Here is a 20,976-nt window from a genome sequence, read left to right as displayed (position 1 = left end):
CGGTCTTTCCGATCGATCAGGCGGTCACGACGCGGTACAGGCCCCGAACGCCGTACAGCGGGGACGCGGAGGGCCGCACGTAATCGCCGCGGTGGTACTCCTCGATGAGCTCCACCTCATCTGCCGCGCCAAAGATCAGCGGCACCCGCTGATGCAGGCTGGTCGGCACGACGTCGAGCAGTCGTTTGCGGCCGGTGCTGGCGCTGCCGCCGGCCTGCTCGACCAGGAATGCGATCGGGTTCGCCTCGTAGAGCAGGCGCAGCCGTCCCGCCTTGGCCGGGTCCTTGGCGTCCCGCGGGTAGAGAAACACCCCGCCTCGGGTCAGAATCCGATGCGTTTCGGCGACCAGCGATGCGACCCACCGCATGTTGAAGTCCTTGCCCCGCGGCCCGGTGCGGCCCGCCAGGCACTCGTCGATGTAGCGCTGCACGGCCGGTTCCCAGAACCGCCTGTTCGACGCATTGATGGCGAATTCGTTTGTGGTTCGCGGGATTTGGATCGACGGGCGGCTGAGCACGAATTCGCCGAGGGTGGGGTCCAGGGTGAACGCGTGCACCCCGGTGCCCACCGTGAGCACCAGCATCGTCGACGGCCCGTAGATCGCGTAGCCCGCACACACCTGCCGCGAGCCCGGCTGCAGGAAATCTTCGGGTGCGGGGTCCACACCCGGTTCGGGCGCCCGCAGAATCGAAAAGATGCTGCCCACCGAGACGTTGACGTCGATGTTCGACGAGCCATCGAGCGGATCGAAAACCAGCAGGTACTTGCCGCGTGGATACTGCGTCGGCAGCAGGTAGGGCTCGGCGAGCTCCTCGGTGACCATGCCGGCCACCTGCCCACCCCATTCGTTGGCCCGCAAGAAGTAGTCGTTGGCCAGCACATCGAGCTTCTGTTGCACCTCGCCCTGCACGTTCACCGCGACGTTCACCGCGTCGGCGGCGCCCAGCACGCCCCCGAGCTCGCCCTGGGCCACCCGGGTGGAGATGGCCTTGCACGCCAGCGCGACGTCAAGGATCAGCGAGTTGAGGTCGCCGCTGGCCTCGGGGTGGCGTCGTCGCTCCTCGATGAGGAACTTCACCAGCGTGGTGTGGTGGGTAAGCATGCGCGGTACCTCCGGCGAGCGGCGCAGGGACGATTCACGAAGGCCGTAACGGACTCAGCCATATGCTCTGACCTGCGCGGCGCCGGTCCATCCCCCTTTAGGGGGGTCCGCAGGGTGGATGTTTGCGCACCCCGAACTGCCGCGAGGCGCGGCCCGGCCGTCAGAAGTTTGCGGGGTTCACCCGGGCGAGGACAGCAATGCGGGGCCGCGAAAGCACGGCCGCACAGAAAAAATGCGTGCAACGCGTCGGCGCGCCTGCACGGTTAGTCCGCGTCATACCCATACGGTTCTGGTTACGCGGAACTACTTGACATAACTCTAAATCTATGGTTGAGGTTGAGACTTTTCAAGCAGACACACCGGGTGCAAACGGACACGGGCAGGGACACAACAAGCCCCTCAGGGAGGAAGACGAATGATGACCCCCCCACATAACTATCTCGCCGTCATCAAGGTCGTGGGCATCGGTGGTGGCGGCGTCAACGCCGTCAACCGGATGATCGAGCAGGGACTCAAGGGAGTCGAGTTCATCGCCATCAACACCGACGCGCAGGCGTTGCTGATGAGCGACGCCGACGTCAAGCTCGACGTCGGCCGCGACTCGACCCGTGGCCTGGGCGCCGGCGCCGACCCCGAGGTCGGCCGGAAGGCGGCCGAGGACGCCAAGGACGAGATCGAGGAACTGCTCCGCGGGGCCGACATGGTGTTCGTCACCGCCGGTGAGGGCGGTGGCACGGGTACCGGTGGGGCGCCCGTCGTCGCCAGCATCGCCCGCAAGCTGGGCGCGCTGACCGTCGGCGTCGTCACCCGGCCGTTCTCCTTCGAGGGCAAGCGGCGCAGCAACCAGGCCGAGGCCGGGATTCAGTCGCTCCGGGAGAGCTGCGACACCTTGATCGTGATCCCCAACGACCGGCTGCTGCAGATGGGCGACGCGGCCGTCTCGCTGATGGACGCGTTCCGCAGCGCCGACGAGGTGCTGCTCAACGGCGTGCAGGGCATCACCGACCTGATCACCACACCCGGCCTCATCAACGTCGACTTCGCCGACGTCAAGGGCATCATGTCGGGTGCGGGCACCGCGCTGATGGGCATCGGCTCGGCCCGCGGCGAGGGCCGGTCGCTCAAGGCGGCCGAGATCGCCATCAACTCGCCGCTGCTGGAAGCGTCCATGGAGGGCGCGCAGGGCGTGCTGATGTCCATCGCCGGCGGCAGCGACCTGGGCCTGTTCGAGATCAACGAGGCCGCCTCGCTGGTGCAGGACGCCGCGCACCCCGAAGCGAACATCATCTTCGGCACCGTGATCGACGACTCGCTGGGCGACGAGGTGCGGGTGACGGTCATCGCCGCGGGCTTCGATGTCGCCGGACCCGGCCGCAAGCCGGTCGTCGGCGAGGCGGGTGAGTCGACGGGCGGTGGTGCCCACCGGATCGAGTCGGCCCGGGCGGGCAAGCTCACCTCGACGCTGTTCGAGCCGGTCGACGCCGTGAGCGTGCCGGTCCACACCAACGGCGCGACGTTGAGCATCGGTGGCGACGACGACGACGTCGACGTGCCGCCGTTCATGCGTCGCTGAGGTCTCGATTTGCTTGCCAGTACGCGACAAACCGGCCGCGTCCGGCAAGCGCAGTCGCCTTGCGGGCAACAGCCTCCCGATACTAGGAACGTGAGCGTTCGTATTCGCCGGGTAACCACCACCCGGGAGGGCGGTGTGTCTGCGCCGCCGTACGACACTTTCAACCTTGGAGACCACGTCGGCGACGACCCGGTCGCGGTGGCGGCCAACCGGGCTCGCCTGGCCGCCGCCATCGGTTTGCCCGACGAGCGGGTGGTGTGGATGAACCAGGTCCACGGCGACCGGATCGAGGTGGTCGACGGGCCGCGTGACACCCCGTTCGACGACACCGACGGATTGGTGACCGCCGCGCCGCGGGTGGCGCTGGCGGTGATGACGGCCGACTGTGTGCCGGTGTTGATGGCGGACGCCCGGGCCGGGGTGGTCGCCGCCGTCCACGCCGGCCGAGTCGGTGCCCAGCGCGGCGTTGTCGTCCGCGCGATCGAAACGATGCTCGGCCTGGGCGCGCAGGCCGAGGACATCTCCGTGTTGCTGGGCCCGGCGGTCAGCGGCCGCAACTACGAAGTGCCCGAAGCGATGGCCGCCGAGGTCGAAGCGGTCCTGCCGGGCAGTCGCACCACCACGTCGGCCGGGACCCCCGGGCTTGACCTGCGGGCCGGAATCGCTTGCCAGCTCCGCACTTTGGGTGTCACGGCCATCGACATCGACCAGCGTTGCACGGTCGCCGACCCCACCCTGTTCAGTCATCGCCGCGGCGCGCCCACCGGGCGGCTGGCGTCACTGGTGTGGATGGAATGAGCGTGTCGTCGGCAGACTTCCCCATGCGGGAAAAGGGGAGCGACCGCCAATCGGAATTGACGCACGCGCTGGCGGCGGTGCGATCGCGGCTAGCCGCGGCCGCCGAAGCGGCGGGTCGCAATGTCGGAGAAATTGAGCTATTGCCAATTACCAAATTCTTCCCAGCAACCGATGTTGCGATTTTGTCGAGATTGGGTTGTCGCGCGGTTGGCGAATCGCGCGAGCAGGAAGCGGCGGCAAAGGTTGCCGAGCTCGCTCGGTTGTTTGCGGATCCGATGTACGCGGGTTCTTCCCGCGGAATCCAGTGGCATATGGTCGGCCGTATTCAGCGCAACAAGGTTCGGTCCTTGGCGCGCTGGGCGCACACCGCGCATTCCGTGGACACCCCCACGGTGGTGACCGCGCTGTCGCGGGCGATCGGTACCGCCTTGGACGAACAGCGGCGGTCACAGCCGCTTCGGGTCTACGTCCAGGTCAGCCTCGACGGCGACGAATCGCGCGGGGGAGTAAACGTCGCGGACTTCGACGCCCTGCACCGCCTGTGCGAGCAGGTGGACGAGTCGGAAAGCCTCGAGCTGGTCGGATTGATGGGCATCCCACCGTTGGATTGGGACGCCGATAGGGCCTTTGAGCTGCTGCAATCCGAGCACGCCCGAATCCGCGAGTCGTTCCCGCATGCGGTGGGACTGTCGGCCGGCATGTCCAACGACCTGGAAAGCGCAGTGAAACATGGTTCGACGTGTGTGCGTGTCGGTACCGCGCTTATGGGTCCGAGGCGGTTACGGTCACCGTGAATAGTCACTGTAGTCACACCTTCATCACAGACAACAAACATCCCAAAGCTAGAAGGGGTCTCTCGATGAGCACACTGCACAAGGTCAAGGCCTACTTCGGTATGGCTCCGATGGAGGATTACGAGGACGAGTACTACGACGACCGCGGTCCATCTCGCGGTTATTCTCGGTCCCGTTTCGACGACGAATACGGACGTTATGAGGGTCGTGACTATGACGATCCGCGCCGTGATGCGCGCGATCTGCGCGACCCCCGTGATCTGAGGGGCGAGCCCGGCGACTACCCGCCGCCGAGCAGCTACCGCGGCGGGTACGCCGAGGAGGCTCGCTTCCAGCCTCGCGAGTTCGACCGCACCGAGATGCCGCGCCCCCGCTTGGGGTCGTGGCTGCGCAACTCCACCCGTGGTGCGTTGGCGATGGACCCGCGTCGCATGGCGATGATGTTCGAGGAAGGCCACCCGCTTTCGAAGATCACCACGCTGCGGCCGAAGGACTACAGCGAGGCCCGCACCATCGGCGAGCGCTTCCGCGACGGGACCCCGGTGATCATGGACCTCGTCTCGATGGACAACGCCGACGCCAAGCGGTTGGTCGACTTCGCGGCCGGCCTGGCTTTCGCGCTGCGCGGGTCGTTCGACAAGGTCGCGACCAAGGTGTTCCTGCTCTCACCCGCCGACGTCGACGTGTCCCCGGAGGAGCGGCGTCGGATCGCCGAAACCGGTTTCTACGCTTACCAATAGGCTTACCGAGAGGGCTAACGTCCCCTTCGTGCTTTGGGTGGTACAGCCCGGTGCGTCTCCCAGCGAGGCCGCCGGGCTGGCCGTTTGAAGGGCCGGCCACCGGCCGCCAGGAACGGGTGCCGAGGACTCGGTCGGTAGGCTGTTCTTGCCGTCCCTCCGGGGCGGCATATTGGCATCCTCGTCGGTAAGGTCAGGCTCTCGTTGGCAGTGTTCATTCACACCCTGGGATTGGTGCTGTTCGCGTTCTGGTTCCTGCTGATCGTGCGGATCGTGATCGAGTTCATCCGCTCGTTCAGCCGGGACTGGCGTCCTACCGGGATCACCGTGGTCATCCTCGAATTGATCATGACGGTGACCGATCCACCGGTGAAGCTGCTCCGCCGCCTGATCCCCCAACTGACTGTCGGCGCGGTGCGCTTCGACCTGTCCATCATGGTGCTGCTGCTGGTCTTGTTCATCGGGTTCAGCACGGCCATGAACTACCGGGGCTGAGGCCGCCGGCGCGTCCCCACGATTGGTTTTGCGACGGTTCGGCCACGATTCGGAGACGGTTTTGACGCGCGCGATTTTTAAATACTAAGGACTGTGATTTATTTGCCTTAGAGATTGAAATTGGTTCTTATTTATTAGTCCAATCGGCAACCGCCGAGTCTGGTGTGACAGGATGGACGGCAGTTGCGCGACGGCTACCAGTCCGTTCTACACTTTCCAGTTGACCGTCCAGGAACTCGAGGGGACAAAGAATGCCGCTTACACCTGCCGACGTCCACAATGTGGCGTTCAGTAAGCCGCCCATCGGCAAACGCGGGTACAACGAGGATGAAGTCGATGCCTTCCTCGACCTGGTAGAGAACGAGCTCACCCGGCTCATTGAAGAGAACGCCGATCTGCGTCAGCGGATTGCCGAACTGGATGCGGAATTGGCCAGCGGCGGTGGTGGCGGCGGCGGCGCCCAGACGGTCGCTCAGCCGGTTCCCACTTACGAGCCTGAACCGGCCAAACAGGCGGAGGCGGCGACCGGCACCAACGAGGAGCAGGCGCTGAAGGCGGCCCGGGTGCTCACCCTGGCCCAGGACACCGCCGACCGGCTGACCAGTTCCGCCAAGGCCGAGTCGGAGAAGTTGCTGTCCGACGCCCGTGCCAACGCCGACCAGATCCTCAGCGAGGCGCGCCACACGGCCGAGACCACCGTGGCCGAGGCCCGCCAACGTGCCGACGCGATGCTGGCCGACGCGCAGGCCCGGTCGGAGAACCAATTGCGGCAAGCTCAGGAGAAGGCCGACGCACTGCAAGCGGATGCGGAACGCAAGCACTCCGAGATCATGGGGACGATCAACCAGCAGCGGACGGTGCTGGAGGGTCGGCTCGAGCAACTGCGGACATTCGAGCGCGAATACCGCACCCGCCTCAAGACCTACCTGGAGTCACAGCTCGAGGAGCTCGGCCAGCGCGGCTCGGCTGCACCGGTCGATTCCAGTGCGGACGGCGGCGGGTTCGAGCAATTCAACCGCGGTAACAACTAGCCCGGGACACGTGCCGGGCGGCGGTACCGCTTCCGGGGTCGGTGCCACGGTCCCTGGTAGGTTTAGCAGTCGCTGCTCGCCTGCTGGAGGAGACCGATGCTGATCATTGCCCTTGTGTTGGCCTTGATAGCCCTCGTCAGCCTGGTGTTCGCGGTGGTCACCAGCAACGAACTGGTCGCTTGGGTGTGTGTCGGCGCCAGCGTGCTGGGAGTGCTGTTGCTGATCATCGACGAGGTCAGGGCTCGGCAGCAGCGGGCCCGCAGCAAAGGCGAGGGTGAGGAAGGCGCGGCGGATGACGCCGAGCCCGAAGAAGCTCCCGAAGAACCTGCGGAAACCGTCGACTACCCGGACGAGGGTGAGCAGGACGGTGCGGACTCCGGCGCAAAGACCGCTACCCCGGAAGCCCAGACACCAACCGAGGCAGCAGCTACGACGGCAGCCGACGAATCCGACGAAACCGAGGAATCCGGCGACTCCGAAGGCAAGGAATCGACGGTGGCCGGCGACGGCGGCGACGCGGCGAACAGCAAGTAGCTCAAGTAGCTAGGGCGCTCGGGAGCCGTCCGGGAGCGCCCGGGGTGTCTTGCCGGCGGTCGTTGGTGTGGCGAGTAGCTGCCGCACTTCGTCGTCGCTGACCTGATGGAAATCGTCGTACACCTGCCCGACGGCCTCGAATGCGGCAGGCATGGTTGCGCAGACGACGTCGTCGGCCTCCCTGGCCAGCTCCTGGCAGGCGCTCGCGGGCCCGACGGGGACCGCCACGATCACCGCGCGGGGTCCGGCGCCGCGCACCGCCCGTACCGCCGCCAGCATGCTCGCACCCGTGGCGATGCCGTCGTCGACCAGGATCACCGTCTTGCCGCGCAGATCGGCGGGAGGGCGTCCACCCCGGTACGCACGCTCCCGGCGGTTGAGTTCGGTGGTTTCACTGGCGATCGCTTTGCGCACTTGTTCTTCGGTGATGTCCAAACTGGACACCACGCTTTCGTTCATGACGACCCGGCCGCCGCTGGCCAATGCACCCATCGCGAGTTCGGGCCAGTGCGGCACCCCGAGTTTGCGGACCAGGAACACGTCCAGATCGGCCTGTAGCGCCGCGGCCACTTCCCAGCCGACCGGAACGCCACCACGGGCGAGCCCTAGCACTATCAGACCGTCGCGGCCGCGGTAGGAACTGAGTTGCTGGGCCAGGAAGCGCCCAGCATCGCGGCGGTCGCGGAATCTCCGTGTCGTCGTTCGGCGGAAAAAGCCATTCGGTGGGTTCATTGATCGCACTCCCGGCTGCCGACCCCACACCAGCCTACGGCCGAGCCTCGACGAACGAAACATCCTGGTCGAGAAGGGTGTCCGAGGGGGGACTTGAACCCCCACGCCCATTAGTAGGGCACTAGCACCTCAAGCTAGCGCGTCTGCCATTCCGCCACTCGGACAAAACCAACCGCATGAGTTGGCAGCTAAGGCTATCGGATCGGCTGGCGGACGCCCAACCGGGCTAGGCGGATGGGCGCGCCGCCGTGCGTGGCCAGAAGAGCCACAGGGGCCCGAGGTGGCCCCAAGGTGGTAGGAAAGGTGATTGTGACCGATGTGAACCAGGCTGCGACCGCGTCGAGCGCCTCGCCTAGCGATGACGTCGCCGAAATCGTCAGCAGGTTGATCCGGTTCGATACCTCCAACACCGGCGAACCAGAGACGACCAAGGGCGAGGCCGAGTGCGCGCAGTGGGTCGCCGAGCAACTCGCCGAAGTCGGTTACCAGACCGAATACGTCGAGTCCGGCGCACCCGGCCGGGGCAACGTGTTCGCGCGGCTGCCTGGGGCAGACAGATCCCGTGGCGCCCTGCTGATCCACGGGCATCTCGACGTGGTCCCGGCCGAGCCCGCCGACTGGAGCGTGCACCCGTTCTCCGGCGCCATCGAGGACGGGTACGTGTGGGGCCGCGGCGCGGTCGACATGAAGGACATGTGCGGCATGATGATCGTCGTCGCCCGCCACTTCCGTCGAGCGGGCATCGTGCCGCCTCGCGACCTGGTGTTCGCGTTCCTCGCCGACGAAGAGCACGGCGGCAAGTACGGCGCCCACTGGCTGGTGGACAACCGGCCCGAGCTGTTCGAAGGCATCACCGAGGCGGTCGGTGAGGTCGGCGGTTTCTCGCTGACCGTGCCCCGCCGCGACGGCGGCGAACGTCGGCTCTACCTGATCGAGACCGCCGAGAAGGGCATCATGTGGATGCGCCTGACCGCGCGCGGCCGGGCCGGGCACGGCTCGATGGTGCACGACGACAACGCCGTGACCGCCGTCGCCGAGGCGGTGGCACGCCTGGGGCGTCACGAATTCCCGCTGGTGTGCACCGACACCGTCGCGCAGTTCCTCGCCGCCGTGGGGGAGGAGACCGGCTTCACCTTCGATGTGGAGTCGCCGGACCTCGAAGGCGCCATCGAGAAGCTCGGCCCGATGGCCCGCATGTTGAAGGCGGTGCTGCGCGACACCGCGAACCCCACGATGCTCAAAGCCGGGTACAAGGCCAACGTCATCCCGGCAACCGCGGAAGCCGTGGTGGACTGCCGGGTGCTGCCGGGGCGTCAGGCCGCGTTCGAGGCCGAGGTCGACGAGCTGATCGGGCCCGACGTGACCAGGGAATGGATCCGCGAACTGGCCTCGTACGAGACCAGCTTCGACGGCGACCTGGTCGACGCGATGAACGAGGCCGTGTTGGCGGTCGACCCCGACGGCCGTACCGTGCCTTACATGCTGTCCGGCGGAACCGACGCAAAAGCGTTCGCCCGCATCGGTATTCGCTGTTTCGGCTTCAGCCCGCTGCGGTTACCGCCCGACTTGGATTTCACGTCGCTGTTCCACGGCGTCGACGAGCGGGTACCCGTCGATGCGCTGAACTTCGGCACCGAGGTGCTGACACACTTCCTGACACACTGCTGAAAAGATTAGAGCCGACTACACGAGAGGACCGTCCATGGCGCCCAGCCCGTACGACGCACTACCCCAGCTGCCAACCTTCACCCTGACCTCGGAGTCCGTGCAGGACGGGCAACCACTGGCCAAAGCTCAGGTCAGCGGAATCATGGGCGCGGGTGGCGAGGATGTCAGCCCGCAGCTGAGCTGGTCGGGATTCCCCGAGGAGACGCGCAGCTTCGCGGTCACCGTTTATGACCCCGACGCCCCCACCCTGTCCGGATTCTGGCACTGGGCGGTGGCCAATCTGCCCGCGACCGTCACCGAGTTGCCCGCCGGCGCGGGCGACGGCAGCGAGCTGCCGGGTGGGGCGCTGACACTGGCCAACGACGCCGGTCTGCGCCGCTACATCGGCGCCGCACCGCCCCCGGGCCACGGTGTGCACCGCTACTACATCGCCGTGCACGCCGTGGACGTCGAGAAATTGGAGCTCGACGACAACGCCAGCCCGGCCTACCTGGGGTTCAACCTGTTCCAGCACGCGATCGCGCGGGCGGTCATCCACGGGACTTACGAACAGACCTAAAACCGAAGCAGACCTGGGGCAGCAGGCATCCCCAGACACCGTGCAGCCGTAAAGTTGGCCAACTGTGCGTGGATGCGTTCTAGTACTGCCCGGCGGCCGCGTGCGCAGCGACGACGTGTCGCGGCCCTGGCACCTGCCCAACGTGCGGATGGCGTTCCTGACGCGCGCGTTGCGGCGCCGCCTGGGTCCCGACGTCGTGGTGCGACAGGTCCAATACCGGTTGCGCGGGTGGAACAGCCCGCAATTGGATCCCGTGCACGACGCGCAACGGACGCTTGCCGAACTGCGAACGCACTATGGCCCGAAACCCGTTGTGCTAGTGGGCCATTCGATGGGCGGGCGGGTGGCCGCGCGGTTGGCGTCCAAGGGCGGGGTCGACGCGGTCGTGGCGCTCGCCCCGTGGTGGGTGAACGGGGCCGGCGATCACATACCGGCACCCACCCGCCTGTTGGTGGTACACGGCACCGCCGACACCCGAACCGACCCTGCCGATTCCCAACTCCAGGTCAGTCGCGCTCGCGCCCGCGGGCTGGACGCGCAGTGGATAGGCATCGAGGGCGTCGGCCACCACATGGTGCGACGCTGGCGCGAATGGCACCGTCACACAGTGGACTTCGTCGCCGAGTCGCTCACTGTCGCCCGCTGAGAAGCCGCTCCGAGCCCCGGGCCACCAGCCGCGCCGCCGCGCCGCGAGCGGTCCGCGCCGCCGCCACGACCCGCGGGAACTGCGGTGTACGGTCGTCGCCACGCGCGGGCCGGCCGGCGTCGAGCCGTTGCCGCTGGGGGATCACCACGTACTTCGGGTCGCGGGTGGACTCCACCCCGGCCTCGAACACGCCGAACCGCTGCAGCGCGCTGCCGGTCAGCAGCGCCACCCCACACGCCGCGGCGGCACCTCGATTACGTCCGAAGGCCACCGTGCCCAGCACCCCGCCAATCGTCAGGTACTCCGCCCAGGCGCGCAGCCGGTGCGCCCTGCCCGTCGTGTACGCCTCAGCGACCAGGCCCAGCCGCCGTTCCAGCAGCCGCGACGCCCCGGCTTCCAGGACGGCGCCCGCGACCGCCAGCCGCCGGGCGGGGCCGGCCTGCCCGACCGGCGTCAGCGCCATGCCGAGCCCGCCCGCGCTGGCCGCGGCCGAGCCGGTGAAGACGAAGGGCAGATGCGGGTGCGCTTCGTGCCAGGCCGGCACGGCGGTATGCGACAGCAGGACCGCGCTGTAGGACGCGACCGCGGGCGCCAACGCCGCCGCCGCCAGCCCGGAGGGTCGGGCCGACCACGCCAGCGCCTGACCCACCCGGGTGGCCCGCACGGTCGGCGGCATCACCTCGGCGACCGCGGCGAGCCCGGCGCCGGGACCGTAAGCCATCAGGATCCACGTCCCGACGCTCATCGGCGAACTCGGCTTGGCCACCCGCAGCAGGTGGTGAAACCGTTCGGGCCGGCCCAGATCGGCGAGCAGGAGCACCATGCCCGCGGCGATGCTGACCAGTGACCCCACCCTGGTGGTGCGGCGCAGCGCCGGGCGATCGGTCAAGTCGGCCCCGGCGGCCAGCAGCGCCGAGCCCCCGGACAGGCCGCCCGCGAACAGGTACGCCGCAACCCGCCAGTCCCACACCGGAGGCTTGAGCACGGCACGCCCGTAGTAGGACCGGAACTCGGCGGGCGGAACCGCCAGCTGCTCACCGCGCTTGCTCATCGGCGGCCCCGGCCCAGAAACGACGAGACCGCCGCGGCCACCAGCGCCGACGCCGCCAACCCGGCGTACTTCCACATCGCCGGCGCATCCCGGGTTGGCACCACGGGGTCCGGCGGCAGACCGTACACCTCGGGCTCGTCCAGCAACAGGAAGAACGCGCCGTCGCCGCCCACACCGTCGTTGGGGTCGTGTCCGTACAACCTGGCCTCCGGCACCCCGCGCTCGTGCAACTCCTCCACCCGACGGGCCGCGCGCTCCCGCAACTCGTCCAGCGGCCCGAACTGGATGGACTTGGTGGGGCACGCCTTCGCACACGCGGGCTCCAGGTCGTCGCGCAGCCGGTCGTAGCACAGCGTGCACTTCCACGCCCGACCGTCGCCCTTGCGCCGATCGATCACCCCGTACGGACAGCCGGACACGCAATAGCCGCACCCGTTGCAAATGTCCTGCTGCACAACGACAGTCCCGAACTCGGTGCGGAACAGGGCGCCCGTCGGGCACACGTCCAGACAGCCCGCATGCGTGCAGTGCTTGCACACGTCGGAACTCATCAGCCAGCGAAACGCGGTGCGGCTCTCGACGCCGCTGGCGTCGCCCGGGCGGGAGAACTCCGGCAGCCCCAGGTCCACCGGCGCGTTGCCCAGCTCGGCACCGCCGTGCGGCGTCGCCTGGACCGCCGAGGCGACGGCCTCCGCCGTGTCGGCGCTGCTCGACGGCCCGGTTGGCCGGCCGGCCAGCCCCGGATCCTGCTCGCCCAACGGCCGGGCCTGCTCGATGAACGCCACATGCCGCCAGGTGCTGGCTCCCAGGTTGCCGGTGTTGTCGAAGGACATCCCCAACAGGTTGAGGCCGTCTTCCGGGACCGCATTCCATTCCTTGCACGCGACCTCGCAGGCCTTGCAGCCGATGCACACCGAGGTGTCGGTGAAGAAGCCAACCCGGGCCGGGTGGTCGGCGTGCCCGGCGTTTCCGGCGGGATCCGGCAGCGGGCCGTAGAAACTGTTGTCGCTCACGGGTTTTCCTCACCCTCGGTGTGCGGCTCGGTGTGCGGCTCGGTGTGCGTCGTGCGGGCATCGGACACCCGGGTGGTGTCCACCTGGGTTCCCGTCGCCGCCGTGATGCCGGCCCGGCGCCGGTAGTCGGCGATGTATTCCAGCAACGCCGGTCCCCGCGGCCGCCGTCCCGGCTGCACATCGCACGTGGCGACCTTGCTCTCCTGGATGTACACGTTCGGGTCCAACACCACCCCGAGCAGGTCGTTGACCACGTCGCCGTCCACCAGCCCCGCCTGCCCCCAGTGGTACGGCATCCAAACCTGGTGCACCACATGGTCGTCGATGCGCAGCGGCTTCATCCGGTCGGTGACGAACACCCGCGCGTCCACCGCGGTGCGGCTGGTGATGACGTGTGCCCAATCCATGTGCGCCAGCCCGCGGATGCGGGCTAGCTCGGGGGACACCTCGACGAACAGCGCCGGCTGCAATTCGGCGAGATAGGGCAGTTGTCGGCTCATGCCGCCGGCGGTGTGGTGCTCGGTCAGCCGGGCCGCCGTGAACACGAACGGAAACACCTCGCCGTGCGCCTCGGGAGGCGACGGGTTCGACGGGTTGTCATTGCGGCCGTAGGTAATTCGCGTCGGATTGCCCTGCTGCGGGTACAGCGCGTTGCGAACTGGCGACTCGTGCGGCTCGTAGTGCGTCGGCAGCGGGCCGTCCAGCAGGCCGTTGGGGGCGAACAGCCAGGCCTTGCCGTCGGACTGCATGATGAACGGGTCATCGCCGCGTAAAGCCGCGACGCCCACGGCGTCCTCGGGTGGGCGGTAGTCGGGCGGCTTGGTCTTTTCGAAGTCGGGTACGTCATAACCCGTCCACTCACCCTTTTCGGCGTCCCACCAGACGAGCTTCTTGCGCTCGCTCCACGGCCGGCCCTGCGGGTCGGCCGACGCCCGGTTGTAGAGCACCCGACGGTTCATCGGCCACGTCCAGCCCCACTCGTTCTCGTAAGGGGCCTGCTCGCGATGTGGGTTGCGCCGGGCCGCCTGGTTCACCTCGTCGGCGTACACGCCGCTGTAGATCCAGCAGCCGCAGGCGGTGCTGCCGTCGGCCTTCAGTTCGGTGTAGTCGTTCACCGCGCGGCCGGTCGTCAGATCGATGCCGTTGATCCGGCGCAACACATCCTCGCCTGACGGCTCGTCGCCCTCCATCTCGTAGTCCCAGGCCAGCTCGAGCAGCGGCCGGTCCCGCTCGTCGGTCGAGCCGGTCAGCTTCTCCCGCAGCAGCCGACCCAGGTGGTAGAAGAACCACAGCTCCGAACGGGCGTCGCCAGGCGGCTCGACCGCCTGCTCCCGCCACTGCAGCATCCGTTGTGTCTGGGTGAACGTGCCGGCCTTTTCGACGTGGGATGCGGCGGGGAAGAAGAACACTTCCGTCCGGCAGGTCTCCGGGCTGATCTCGCCCGTCTCGATCTCCGGCGCGTCCTTCCAGAAGGTGGCGCTTTCGATCATCACCAGGTCGCGCACCACCAACCAGTCCAGGTTGGCCATGCCCAACCGCTGCATCCGCCCGTGCGCGGAGCCGACGGCCGGGTTCTGACCAAGCAGGAAGTACCCCGACACCTTGCCGTCGATCATGTCCATCACCGTGCGATAGGTGCCGTGATCGCCGTTGATTCGGGGCAGATAGTCGAAGCAGTAATCGTTGTCGGCGGTGGCGTGCTCGCCCCAGTATTCCTTGAGTAGCGACACCATGTACGCATCGGCGTTGTGCCAGAAGCCTTTTTGCTTGTCGCCGATGATGTCGTCGAGGTAGTCGGCCAGGGTTTCCTGGCCGGCGCTCGGCATCGCGAGGTAGCCCGGCAACAGATTGAACAGCGTGGGCACGTCGGTGGAGCCCTGGATGCTCGCGTGTCCCCGCAGCGCGAACACCCCGCCGCCGGGCCGGCCGATATTGCCCAGCAGCAGTTGGATGATCGACCCGGCCCGGATGTACTGGGCGCCCATCGTGTGTTGCGTCCAGCCCACGCTGTACACCAGCGCCGTGGTGCGCTCGCGGCCGGAGTTCTCCGTCCAGGCCCGCGCCACTTGCAGGAACTGTTCGGCCGGCACGCCGCACACCCGCTCGACAATCTGCGGGGTGTAGCGCGCGTAGTGGCGCTTGAGGATCTGGTAGACGCAGCGGGGGTGCTGCAGGGTCGGGTCGGACGGGATGTCTCCGGTGCCGCCCTCGATCGCGGGCCCACCGGATCCCAGCTGATCCGGCTCGCTGCGCTCGTCGGTTTCGGCCCCGTCTTGCCCGCCGCGCCCTCCGTTCCGTGTGGACTCGTAACGCCAACTTGACGGGTCGTAGGACCCGGTGTCGTGGTCGTAGCCACTGAAAAGTCCGTCGAGATCCTCGGTGTCCCGGTACTTCTCGTCGACCAGGAACGACGCGTTGGTGTAGGCGGTGACGTACTCCCGGAAGTCCAGCTCGTTGGACAGGATGTAGTTGATCACCCCGCCCAGGAAGGCGATGTCACTGCCGGCGCGCAACGGCACGTGCCTGTCGGCGACCGCACTGGTGCGGGTGAACCGCGGGTCGATGTGCACCACTTCCACGCCGCGCGCCTTGGCCTCCATCACCCACTGGAAGCCGACGGGATGCGCCTCGGCCATGTTCGAGCCCATGATGACGATGAAGTCGGAATTGACCAGGTCTTGCTGGTAGTCCGTCGCTCCGCCGCGACCGAAGGAGGCTCCCAGACCGGGAACCGTGGCGGAGTGTCAAATACGGGCTTGGTTCTCGATCTGTAGGGCGCCCAGCGCGGTGAAGAGCTTCTTGATCAGATAGTTCTCTTCGTTGTCCAGGGTCGCCCCGCCCAGGCTGGCGATGCTCATGGTGCGGCGCAGCGTGTTGCGATCCTTATCGAAGTCCTGCCAGCCCTCGCGGCGCGCCTTGAGCACCCGGTCGGCCACCATGTTCATCGCCGTGTCGAGGTCCAGGTCCTGCCACTCGGTGGCATACGGCGCGCGATAGCGAACCCTGGTTTCCCGCTGCGGTCCGGTGACCAGCTGCTTGCTCGCAGATCCCTTGGGGCACAACCGGCCTCGAGATATCGGGCTGTCCGGGTTGCCCTCGATCTGGATGACCTTGCCATCTTTGACGAACACCTGCTGCGCGCATCCCACCGCACAGAACGGACACACCGAGTGCGCGACGCTGTCCGCGTCGGCCGTGCGCGGGGAGAGTTCCGCCGAGCGCGCCGACTGGGCGGCCTTGCCGCGGCCCAGTGCGTCGGCGCCGGTCAGTTGCCGATACACCGGCCAGGACTTGATCAGCTTCGATATGTCCATGCACGCCCCTTCATTCGAGTGAGTGCGGCTACCCGGGCCCTCGTTCGATCAAACCATCGTGCGGGTGCCGTCCTCGCGTCGACGGGTGACGCGTCGCGCATCGAGTTGCTCGAGCAGGGGCACCGCGACGCGGCGGGAGGTGCCGAGCGCCTTGCGGGCGTCGCTGACGGTGAACGGCTGGGGGAGCGTCGCGAGGATCGTGGCCGCCCGGTCGAACGCGTCGGCACCCAGGACGACGCCGTCGGCGATCCGGGTCAACCGTCCGGCGCGGACCGCCGCGGCCAGCTCCTTGGTACCCAGCTTGAGGGCCGCCAGTTCGTCGGCTTCCGGCGCCCGGAACGGCTCGGCGGCCAGCCACTCCTGCACCGTGGTCACCGCCTTGTCGACGTGCGGTGGCAGGCCCGCGCCGGGCGGTCGCACCAGGCCGTCGGCGACGCGCAGGTCGGTGCCGCGCAGCAGCCGCACCAGCAAGTCGGCGGCCGGCAGCCCGATCTGCTGGCGCAGCGTTTCCAACGGCATTCCCGCCGCGACGTCATGCTCGGCGGACCAGCGGCGGACCGCCGCCACGGCCGCTTCCCGGCGCTGCACCCACCACTGCGGGTCCACCACCCACACGCCTTCGCGCCGGCCAGTCAAAGGCATTCCCATGGCACGCAGCTGCGCCGCGGGCGCACACTCCGGCGGGCGCACCCGTCCGCTCGCCAACTCGTCGGCGCGCAAGCGCGCCGCCCCGCGGCGTCGCAGCGGCGGCGGCCGCACATCGAGAACTTCGACACCGGCCGCGATCCGGTGCTCGCCCGGATCTCGCAGCAGCCCAATGTCTTTCACGCGCAACGGCAACGGCCGCGCCAGCCGCAGCCGCGCAGCTACGGGCCCGAGCTTGCGCACCCGCACCGGAACGGCCGCCGACCCGATGTGCAACATCAGCCGCTCATGCACCTTCTCCGGCGAGCGCAGGACGACGTCGACCTCGGCGGTATCCAGCCACGCGCCCGGCGTGCGCAACGTATCGCCGCGGGCCACATCCCGGCGGTCTACGCCGCGCAGATTCACGGCCACGCGGGCCACCGCGCCCACCTGGTCGAGGTCCCGGCCCAACGACTGCAGGCCGCGGACCGTGACCCGCCGCCCCGCGTGCTCGAGTTCGTCGCCCACCCGGATGGTCCCCGCGGCCAGCGTCCCGGTGACGACCGTTCCGGCCCCGCGCACGGTGAAGCTGCGGTCCACCCACAGCCGCAGGTCGGCGTCCCGGTCGGGCTGGCGGAGGCGGTCGACCAATCCCACCAGCCCGGACCGCACCTGCCCCAGATCGGTGCCCAGCGCGACGGCCGGGTCGGCCAGCGAGGTGGCGGCGAAGCGTTCCCGCGCCTGCTCGATGGCCGGGCCGGGATCGGCCAGGTCGGCCTTGCTGATCACCAGCAGCGCGTGCTCGACCCCGAGCGCGTCCAGGGCGGCCAGATGCTCTTCGGACTGTGGCATCCAGCCCTCGGTGGCGGCGACCACGAACATGACAGCAGGTACCGGACCCACCCCGGCGAGCATGTTGGCGACGAACCGCTCGTGGCCGGGCACGTCGACGAACGCGATCCGCCGCCCGTCGATGTCGGTCCAGGCGAAGCCGAGATCGATGGTCAGTCCGCGCCGTTGCTCCTCGGCCAACCGGTCGGGCCACATGCCGGTGAGTCGGTGCACCAGCGTCGACTTGCCGTGGTCGACGTGGCCCGCGGTGGCTACGACGAACACGCCCGCACCGCGGCCAGTATCAGCTCGTCCTCGCCTGGGGCCACCGTGCGCAGGTCCAGCAGGCAGCGGCCCGCTTCCAGTCGGCCGACCACCGGCGGCCGGCCCGCCCGCAACCTCGCGGCATAGGACTCCGGCAGGCTCACCGCCGCGCTGGGCAGCCGCACCTCCGGTGCGCCTCCGCCACCCACGGCCGCGACGCAGTCCACCGCCGTCGCCTCGGACAACTCGGCGGCGAGCCGTTCCGCCCGCTCACGCAGTTGCGCGACGTCCGCCGTCAACGCCTCCGCTACCGGCGGCGGCGGACCGGTCAGCGTGGCTTCCAGCGCCGCCAGCGTGAGTTTGTCCACCCGCAATGCGCGCGCGGCCGGATGCCGACGCAGCCGCTCGATCACCCCGGCGTCGCCGAACAGCAGCCCCGCCTGCGGTCCGCCGAGCAGCTTGTCGCCGCTCGCCGTCACCAGGTCGGCGCCCGCCCGCAGCATCGACGTCGCATCCGGCTCATCGGGGAGCACCGGATGCGGCGCCAGCAACCCCGAGCCGATGTCGACCACCAGCGGCACGTCCCGCTCCGCCGCCAGCGCCGACAGTTCGGTGACACCGACGGCCGAGGTGAACCCGGTGACGTGGAAGTTCGACGCGTGGACCTTGAGCACGAACCCCGTGTCCGGGCCGATCGCTTCGGCGTAGTCACGCAGGTGGGTGCGGTTGGTGGTGCCCACTTCTCGCAGCGACGCACCGGTGGACGCGAGCAGCTCCGGGATGCGGAACCCGTCGCCGATCTCCACCAGCTCGCCGCGGCTGAGCACGATCTCCTTGCCGGGAGCCAGGGTCAGAGCCGTCAGCAGCAGCGCGGCGGCGTTGTTGTTCACCACGTGGACGCCGCCGGCGGCCGGCACGGCACGGGCCAGCGCGGCCAGCGTGCCCCGGCCGCGCCGGGCGCGGCGCCCGGTGGCCAGGTCGAATTCGACATCCGTTGCGCGCCCCGCGGTGACCACCGCCGCCAGCGCGGCGGGCGACAGGGGAGCGCGGCCCAGATTGGTGTGTACGACGACGCCGGTGGCGTTGATGACGGGCTGCAGGCTCGTCGCGGTCGCCGGCAGTGCGGCCACGGCGTGCTCCGCGACGTCCTCGACCGCGATCTCACCGGCCCGAGCGCGCCGCTGCGCCTCGACGACGACGGACTTCACCAATTCCCGGCCGAGGGTCCGTTGGGCCTCGGCGAGGCGGGCATCGGCGAGCAGCACATCGGTACGGGGCACGCGCCTGCGCGGGTCGGTCATGGGGTACCAGGGTGGCGGAGGCGGACGGGAATCGAACCCGCCAGCGGCAGCGACTGCCGCTCGACGATTTTGAAGACCGCGCCGGTCACCAGACCGGAAACACCTCCCTGGGCCATGCCGAATATTCTCGCAGGCTCCCACCCAGCACCATGGACACATGTCTTACCGACTCACTCAGTACGCCCACGGGGGCGGGTGCGCCTGCAAGATCCCGCCGGGGGAGTTGGAGGACGTCGTCCGCGGGCTGACCAACACCAAGCCGCGAGACCCCGCCGGAGAACTGTTGGTGGGGCTGGACAGCGGCGACGACGCCGCCGTCGTCCGCATCGACGGTGACACGGCGCTGATCGCGACGACGGACTTCTTCACGCCCGTGGTCGACGATCCCTACGACTGGGGCCGGATCGCTGCGGCCAACGCCCTGTCCGACGTGTACGCGATGGGCGGTCGCCCGGTGGTCGCGGTCAACCTGCTGGGCTGGCCGCGCGACGTGCTGCCGTTTGAACTGGCCGCCGAGACGCTGCGCGGCGGACTCGACGTCTGCTCCTCGGCCGGTTGTTTCCTTGCCGGTGGGCACAGCGTGGACGACCCGGAACCCAAGTACGGGTTGGCGGTAACCGGAACGGCCGATCCGAACAGGTTGCTGCGCAACGACTCTGGTCAACCCGGCACGCCACTGTCGCTGACCAAGCCGCTGGGCATCGGCGTGCTGAACAGTCGGCACAAGGCGACCGGGGAACGTTTCGACGAGGCGATCCGTGTGATGACCACCCTCAACGCCGAGGCCGCCCGGGCGGCGCTGGCCGCGGGCGTCGAATGCGCCACGGACATAACGGGTTTCGGCTTGCTGGGCCACCTGCACAAGTTGGCCCGGGCCAGCGGCGTCACGGCGGTGATCGACTCGGCGGCGGTGCCTTACATCGAGGGTGCCCGCGAAGCCCTCGCGGCGGGTTATGTCAGCGGGGGCACACGCCGCAATCTCGACTGGGTCGGGCCACATGTCGACCTGACCAGGGTTGACGACGCGACCGCGCTGTTGCTGGCGGACGCGCAGACCTCCGGTGGGCTGCTGATCGCAGGCGAGATCCCCGGCGCGCCGGTGATAGGCGAACTCGTTGCACGCCAAGAACATTCGATCGTGGTGCGTTAAATCCCGCCGAGCGGGTCGATGGCCAAGCCCAGGGCCCGCACCGTGCTGGCGAGGTGAGTCCGGACGGCGCCCAGCGCCCGCTCCAGGTCGCAGTCGCGCAGTGCCTCGGCGATCTCGCGGTGCTCGTCCATGATCGTCGTCGTGCGATGCGGATCGCGCCCCGCCGACTCGCGAATCATGCGCATCTGCCGGTCGCGCAACGACGAATAGAAGTCGCACAACAGGGGATTGCCCGCCTCTTCCAGGGTCACGGCATGAAACTGGCGGTCGGCCTCCAGGAACTTCTGCCAGTTCACCACCTCGGCGGCCTCCTGTTGGCGGTGCAGCGCCTCCGACATCCGCTGGTAGACCGCCTCGGCCGCAGCGGGGCCGTGCCGCACCACCTTGGCCGCCGCAAACTGTTCCAAAATCAGCCTGGCCTCGATGACCGCCCGGACCTCTTCTGGCGACACCGGCACCACCAGCGCGCCGCGCTGCGGATACAGGCGGAGCAGCCCTTCGGCTTCCAGTCGCAGGAACGCCTCGCGGACCGGGGTGCGTGACATGCCCAACGCGGCGGCGACGTCGCCCTCGCTGATCAGTTCCCCGCCGGGGAAGGCGCCGGTGAGCACCTGCGACTTGACGTAGTGCAGCGCGCGGTCCTTGGCGGTTCCTCGCTCGGCTGCCACATGCACCCCTTCCGGTGGGACCAAGCTCACAATACAACTGAGATACAAGTTAGATACTATCAAAATATCAGTCATGTTCAACCATCGA

General features: G+C 68.5%; 18 protein-coding genes, 2 tRNA genes and 1 pseudogene. 11 read left to right on the top strand and 10 right to left on the bottom strand.

The genetic code is table 11. From position 1 onward, the window contains the following. Positions 1-16: 16 nt before the first annotated feature. Positions 17-1,102, bottom strand: coding sequence for a class 1 fructose-bisphosphatase (locus G6N68_RS15610; protein ID WP_163713895.1), 1,086 nt, complete (start codon positions 1,100-1,102; stop codon positions 17-19). A gap of 418 nt (positions 1,103-1,520) precedes the next feature. On the opposite strand from G6N68_RS15610, the gene ftsZ reads away from it, so the two are divergent. The 7 genes from ftsZ (at position 1,521) to G6N68_RS15575 (ending at position 7,064) form a co-directional block, all read left to right on the top strand. Beyond that, positions 1,521-2,675, top strand: coding sequence for a cell division protein FtsZ (gene ftsZ, locus G6N68_RS15605; protein ID WP_163713892.1), 1,155 nt, complete (start codon positions 1,521-1,523; stop codon positions 2,673-2,675). A 90-nt stretch (positions 2,676-2,765) separates the two neighbouring features. Then, a complete protein-coding gene (gene pgeF, locus G6N68_RS15600; RefSeq protein ID WP_205351347.1) occupies positions 2,766-3,473 on the top strand; it encodes a peptidoglycan editing factor PgeF in 708 nt (235 codons plus the stop codon). A 23-nt stretch (positions 3,474-3,496) separates the two neighbouring features. Further along, positions 3,497-4,267 carry a YggS family pyridoxal phosphate-dependent enzyme gene (locus tag G6N68_RS15595; protein ID WP_163718667.1) on the top strand — a complete coding sequence of 257 codons (771 nt, stop codon included), beginning with the start codon at positions 3,497-3,499 and terminating at the stop codon, positions 4,265-4,267. 65 nt (positions 4,268-4,332) lie between these two features. Then, on the top strand, positions 4,333-5,007 hold the full coding sequence (locus G6N68_RS15590) for a cell division protein SepF (protein ID WP_163713886.1): 675 nt from the start codon (positions 4,333-4,335) through the stop codon (positions 5,005-5,007). 201 nt (positions 5,008-5,208) lie between these two features. Then, a complete protein-coding gene (locus tag G6N68_RS15585; RefSeq protein ID WP_163713884.1) occupies positions 5,209-5,499 on the top strand; it encodes a YggT family protein in 291 nt (96 codons plus the stop codon). A 251-nt stretch (positions 5,500-5,750) separates the two neighbouring features. Beyond that, positions 5,751-6,530 carry a DivIVA-like cell division protein Wag31 gene (gene wag31, locus G6N68_RS15580; protein WP_163713881.1) on the top strand — a complete coding sequence of 260 codons (780 nt, stop codon included), beginning with the start codon at positions 5,751-5,753 and terminating at the stop codon, positions 6,528-6,530. Between the two features lie 96 nt (positions 6,531-6,626). After that, entirely contained in the window at positions 6,627-7,064 is a 438-nt protein-coding gene (locus tag G6N68_RS15575) for an SUR7/PalI family protein (protein ID WP_163713878.1), read from the top strand. A 9-nt stretch (positions 7,065-7,073) separates the two neighbouring features. Here G6N68_RS15575 and G6N68_RS15570 read toward each other — a convergent pair. Next, positions 7,074-7,820, bottom strand: a pseudogene (locus G6N68_RS15570) (phosphoribosyltransferase); the annotation flags it as partial. A 54-nt stretch (positions 7,821-7,874) separates the two neighbouring features. Continuing rightward, a tRNA-Leu gene (locus G6N68_RS15565) sits at positions 7,875-7,960 on the bottom strand. A gap of 127 nt (positions 7,961-8,087) precedes the next feature. Between G6N68_RS15565 and G6N68_RS15560 the strand changes: the two genes are divergently transcribed. The 3 genes from G6N68_RS15560 to G6N68_RS15550 all read left to right on the top strand — a co-directional run bounded on the left by G6N68_RS15560 (position 8,088) and on the right by G6N68_RS15550 (position 10,669). Beyond that, positions 8,088-9,464, top strand: coding sequence for a M20/M25/M40 family metallo-hydrolase (locus tag G6N68_RS15560; protein ID WP_163713872.1), 1,377 nt, complete (start codon positions 8,088-8,090; stop codon positions 9,462-9,464). 34 nt (positions 9,465-9,498) lie between these two features. Next, complete coding sequence (locus G6N68_RS15555; RefSeq protein ID WP_163713868.1) at positions 9,499-10,023, top strand: YbhB/YbcL family Raf kinase inhibitor-like protein; 525 nt, start codon at positions 9,499-9,501, stop codon at positions 10,021-10,023. 64 nt (positions 10,024-10,087) lie between these two features. Further along, positions 10,088-10,669 (top strand): alpha/beta hydrolase, encoded by a 582-nt coding sequence (locus G6N68_RS15550; RefSeq protein WP_163713866.1) that lies wholly within the window; start codon positions 10,088-10,090, stop codon positions 10,667-10,669. On the opposite strand, the gene nrfD is transcribed toward G6N68_RS15550, so the two are convergent. The 6 genes from nrfD to G6N68_RS15515 form a co-directional block, all read right to left on the bottom strand. After that, complete coding sequence (gene nrfD, locus G6N68_RS15545; RefSeq protein ID WP_163713860.1) at positions 10,653-11,720, bottom strand: NrfD/PsrC family molybdoenzyme membrane anchor subunit; 1,068 nt, start codon at positions 11,718-11,720, stop codon at positions 10,653-10,655. The two genes, G6N68_RS15550 and nrfD, sit on opposite strands and share 17 nt — an antisense overlap. After that, positions 11,717-12,733, bottom strand: coding sequence for a 4Fe-4S dicluster domain-containing protein (locus tag G6N68_RS15540; RefSeq protein WP_163713857.1), 1,017 nt, complete (start codon positions 12,731-12,733; stop codon positions 11,717-11,719). The genes nrfD and G6N68_RS15540 overlap by 4 nt, the downstream gene beginning before the upstream one ends. Beyond that, on the bottom strand, positions 12,730-16,047 hold the full coding sequence (fdh, locus tag G6N68_RS15535; protein ID WP_240355492.1) for a formate dehydrogenase: 3,318 nt from the start codon (positions 16,045-16,047) through the stop codon (positions 12,730-12,732). The genes G6N68_RS15540 and fdh overlap by 4 nt, the downstream gene beginning before the upstream one ends. 48 nt (positions 16,048-16,095) lie before the next feature. Next, on the bottom strand, positions 16,096-17,790 hold the full coding sequence (locus G6N68_RS15525; RefSeq protein ID WP_163713852.1) for a selenocysteine-specific translation elongation factor: 1,695 nt from the start codon (positions 17,788-17,790) through the stop codon (positions 16,096-16,098). Beyond that, positions 17,778-19,070 carry an L-seryl-tRNA(Sec) selenium transferase gene (gene selA / locus G6N68_RS15520; protein WP_163713849.1) on the bottom strand — a complete coding sequence of 431 codons (1,293 nt, stop codon included), beginning with the start codon at positions 19,068-19,070 and terminating at the stop codon, positions 17,778-17,780. Before selA ends, G6N68_RS15525 begins: the two co-directional genes overlap by 13 nt. A 12-nt stretch (positions 19,071-19,082) precedes the next feature. After that, a tRNA-Sec gene (locus G6N68_RS15515) sits at positions 19,083-19,177 on the bottom strand. A 50-nt stretch (positions 19,178-19,227) separates the two neighbouring features. On the opposite strand from G6N68_RS15515, the gene selD reads away from it, so the two are divergent. Next, entirely contained in the window at positions 19,228-20,220 is a 993-nt protein-coding gene (selD, locus tag G6N68_RS15510; RefSeq protein ID WP_163713846.1) for a selenide, water dikinase SelD, read from the top strand. Here the strand turns inward: selD and G6N68_RS15505 are convergent. Then, positions 20,217-20,888, bottom strand: a complete 672-nt coding sequence (locus G6N68_RS15505; protein ID WP_240355491.1) for a GntR family transcriptional regulator — start codon at positions 20,886-20,888, stop codon at positions 20,217-20,219. The two genes, selD and G6N68_RS15505, sit on opposite strands and share 4 nt — an antisense overlap. Positions 20,889-20,976 lie beyond the last annotated feature (88 nt).

Source organism: Mycobacterium bourgelatii (genome assembly GCF_010723575.1).
Classification (GTDB): Bacteria; Actinomycetota; Actinomycetes; order Mycobacteriales; family Mycobacteriaceae; genus Mycobacterium; species Mycobacterium bourgelatii.
Note: the sequence above shows the minus strand (reverse complement) of the source record. Positions and strands in the feature narration are given on the sequence as shown.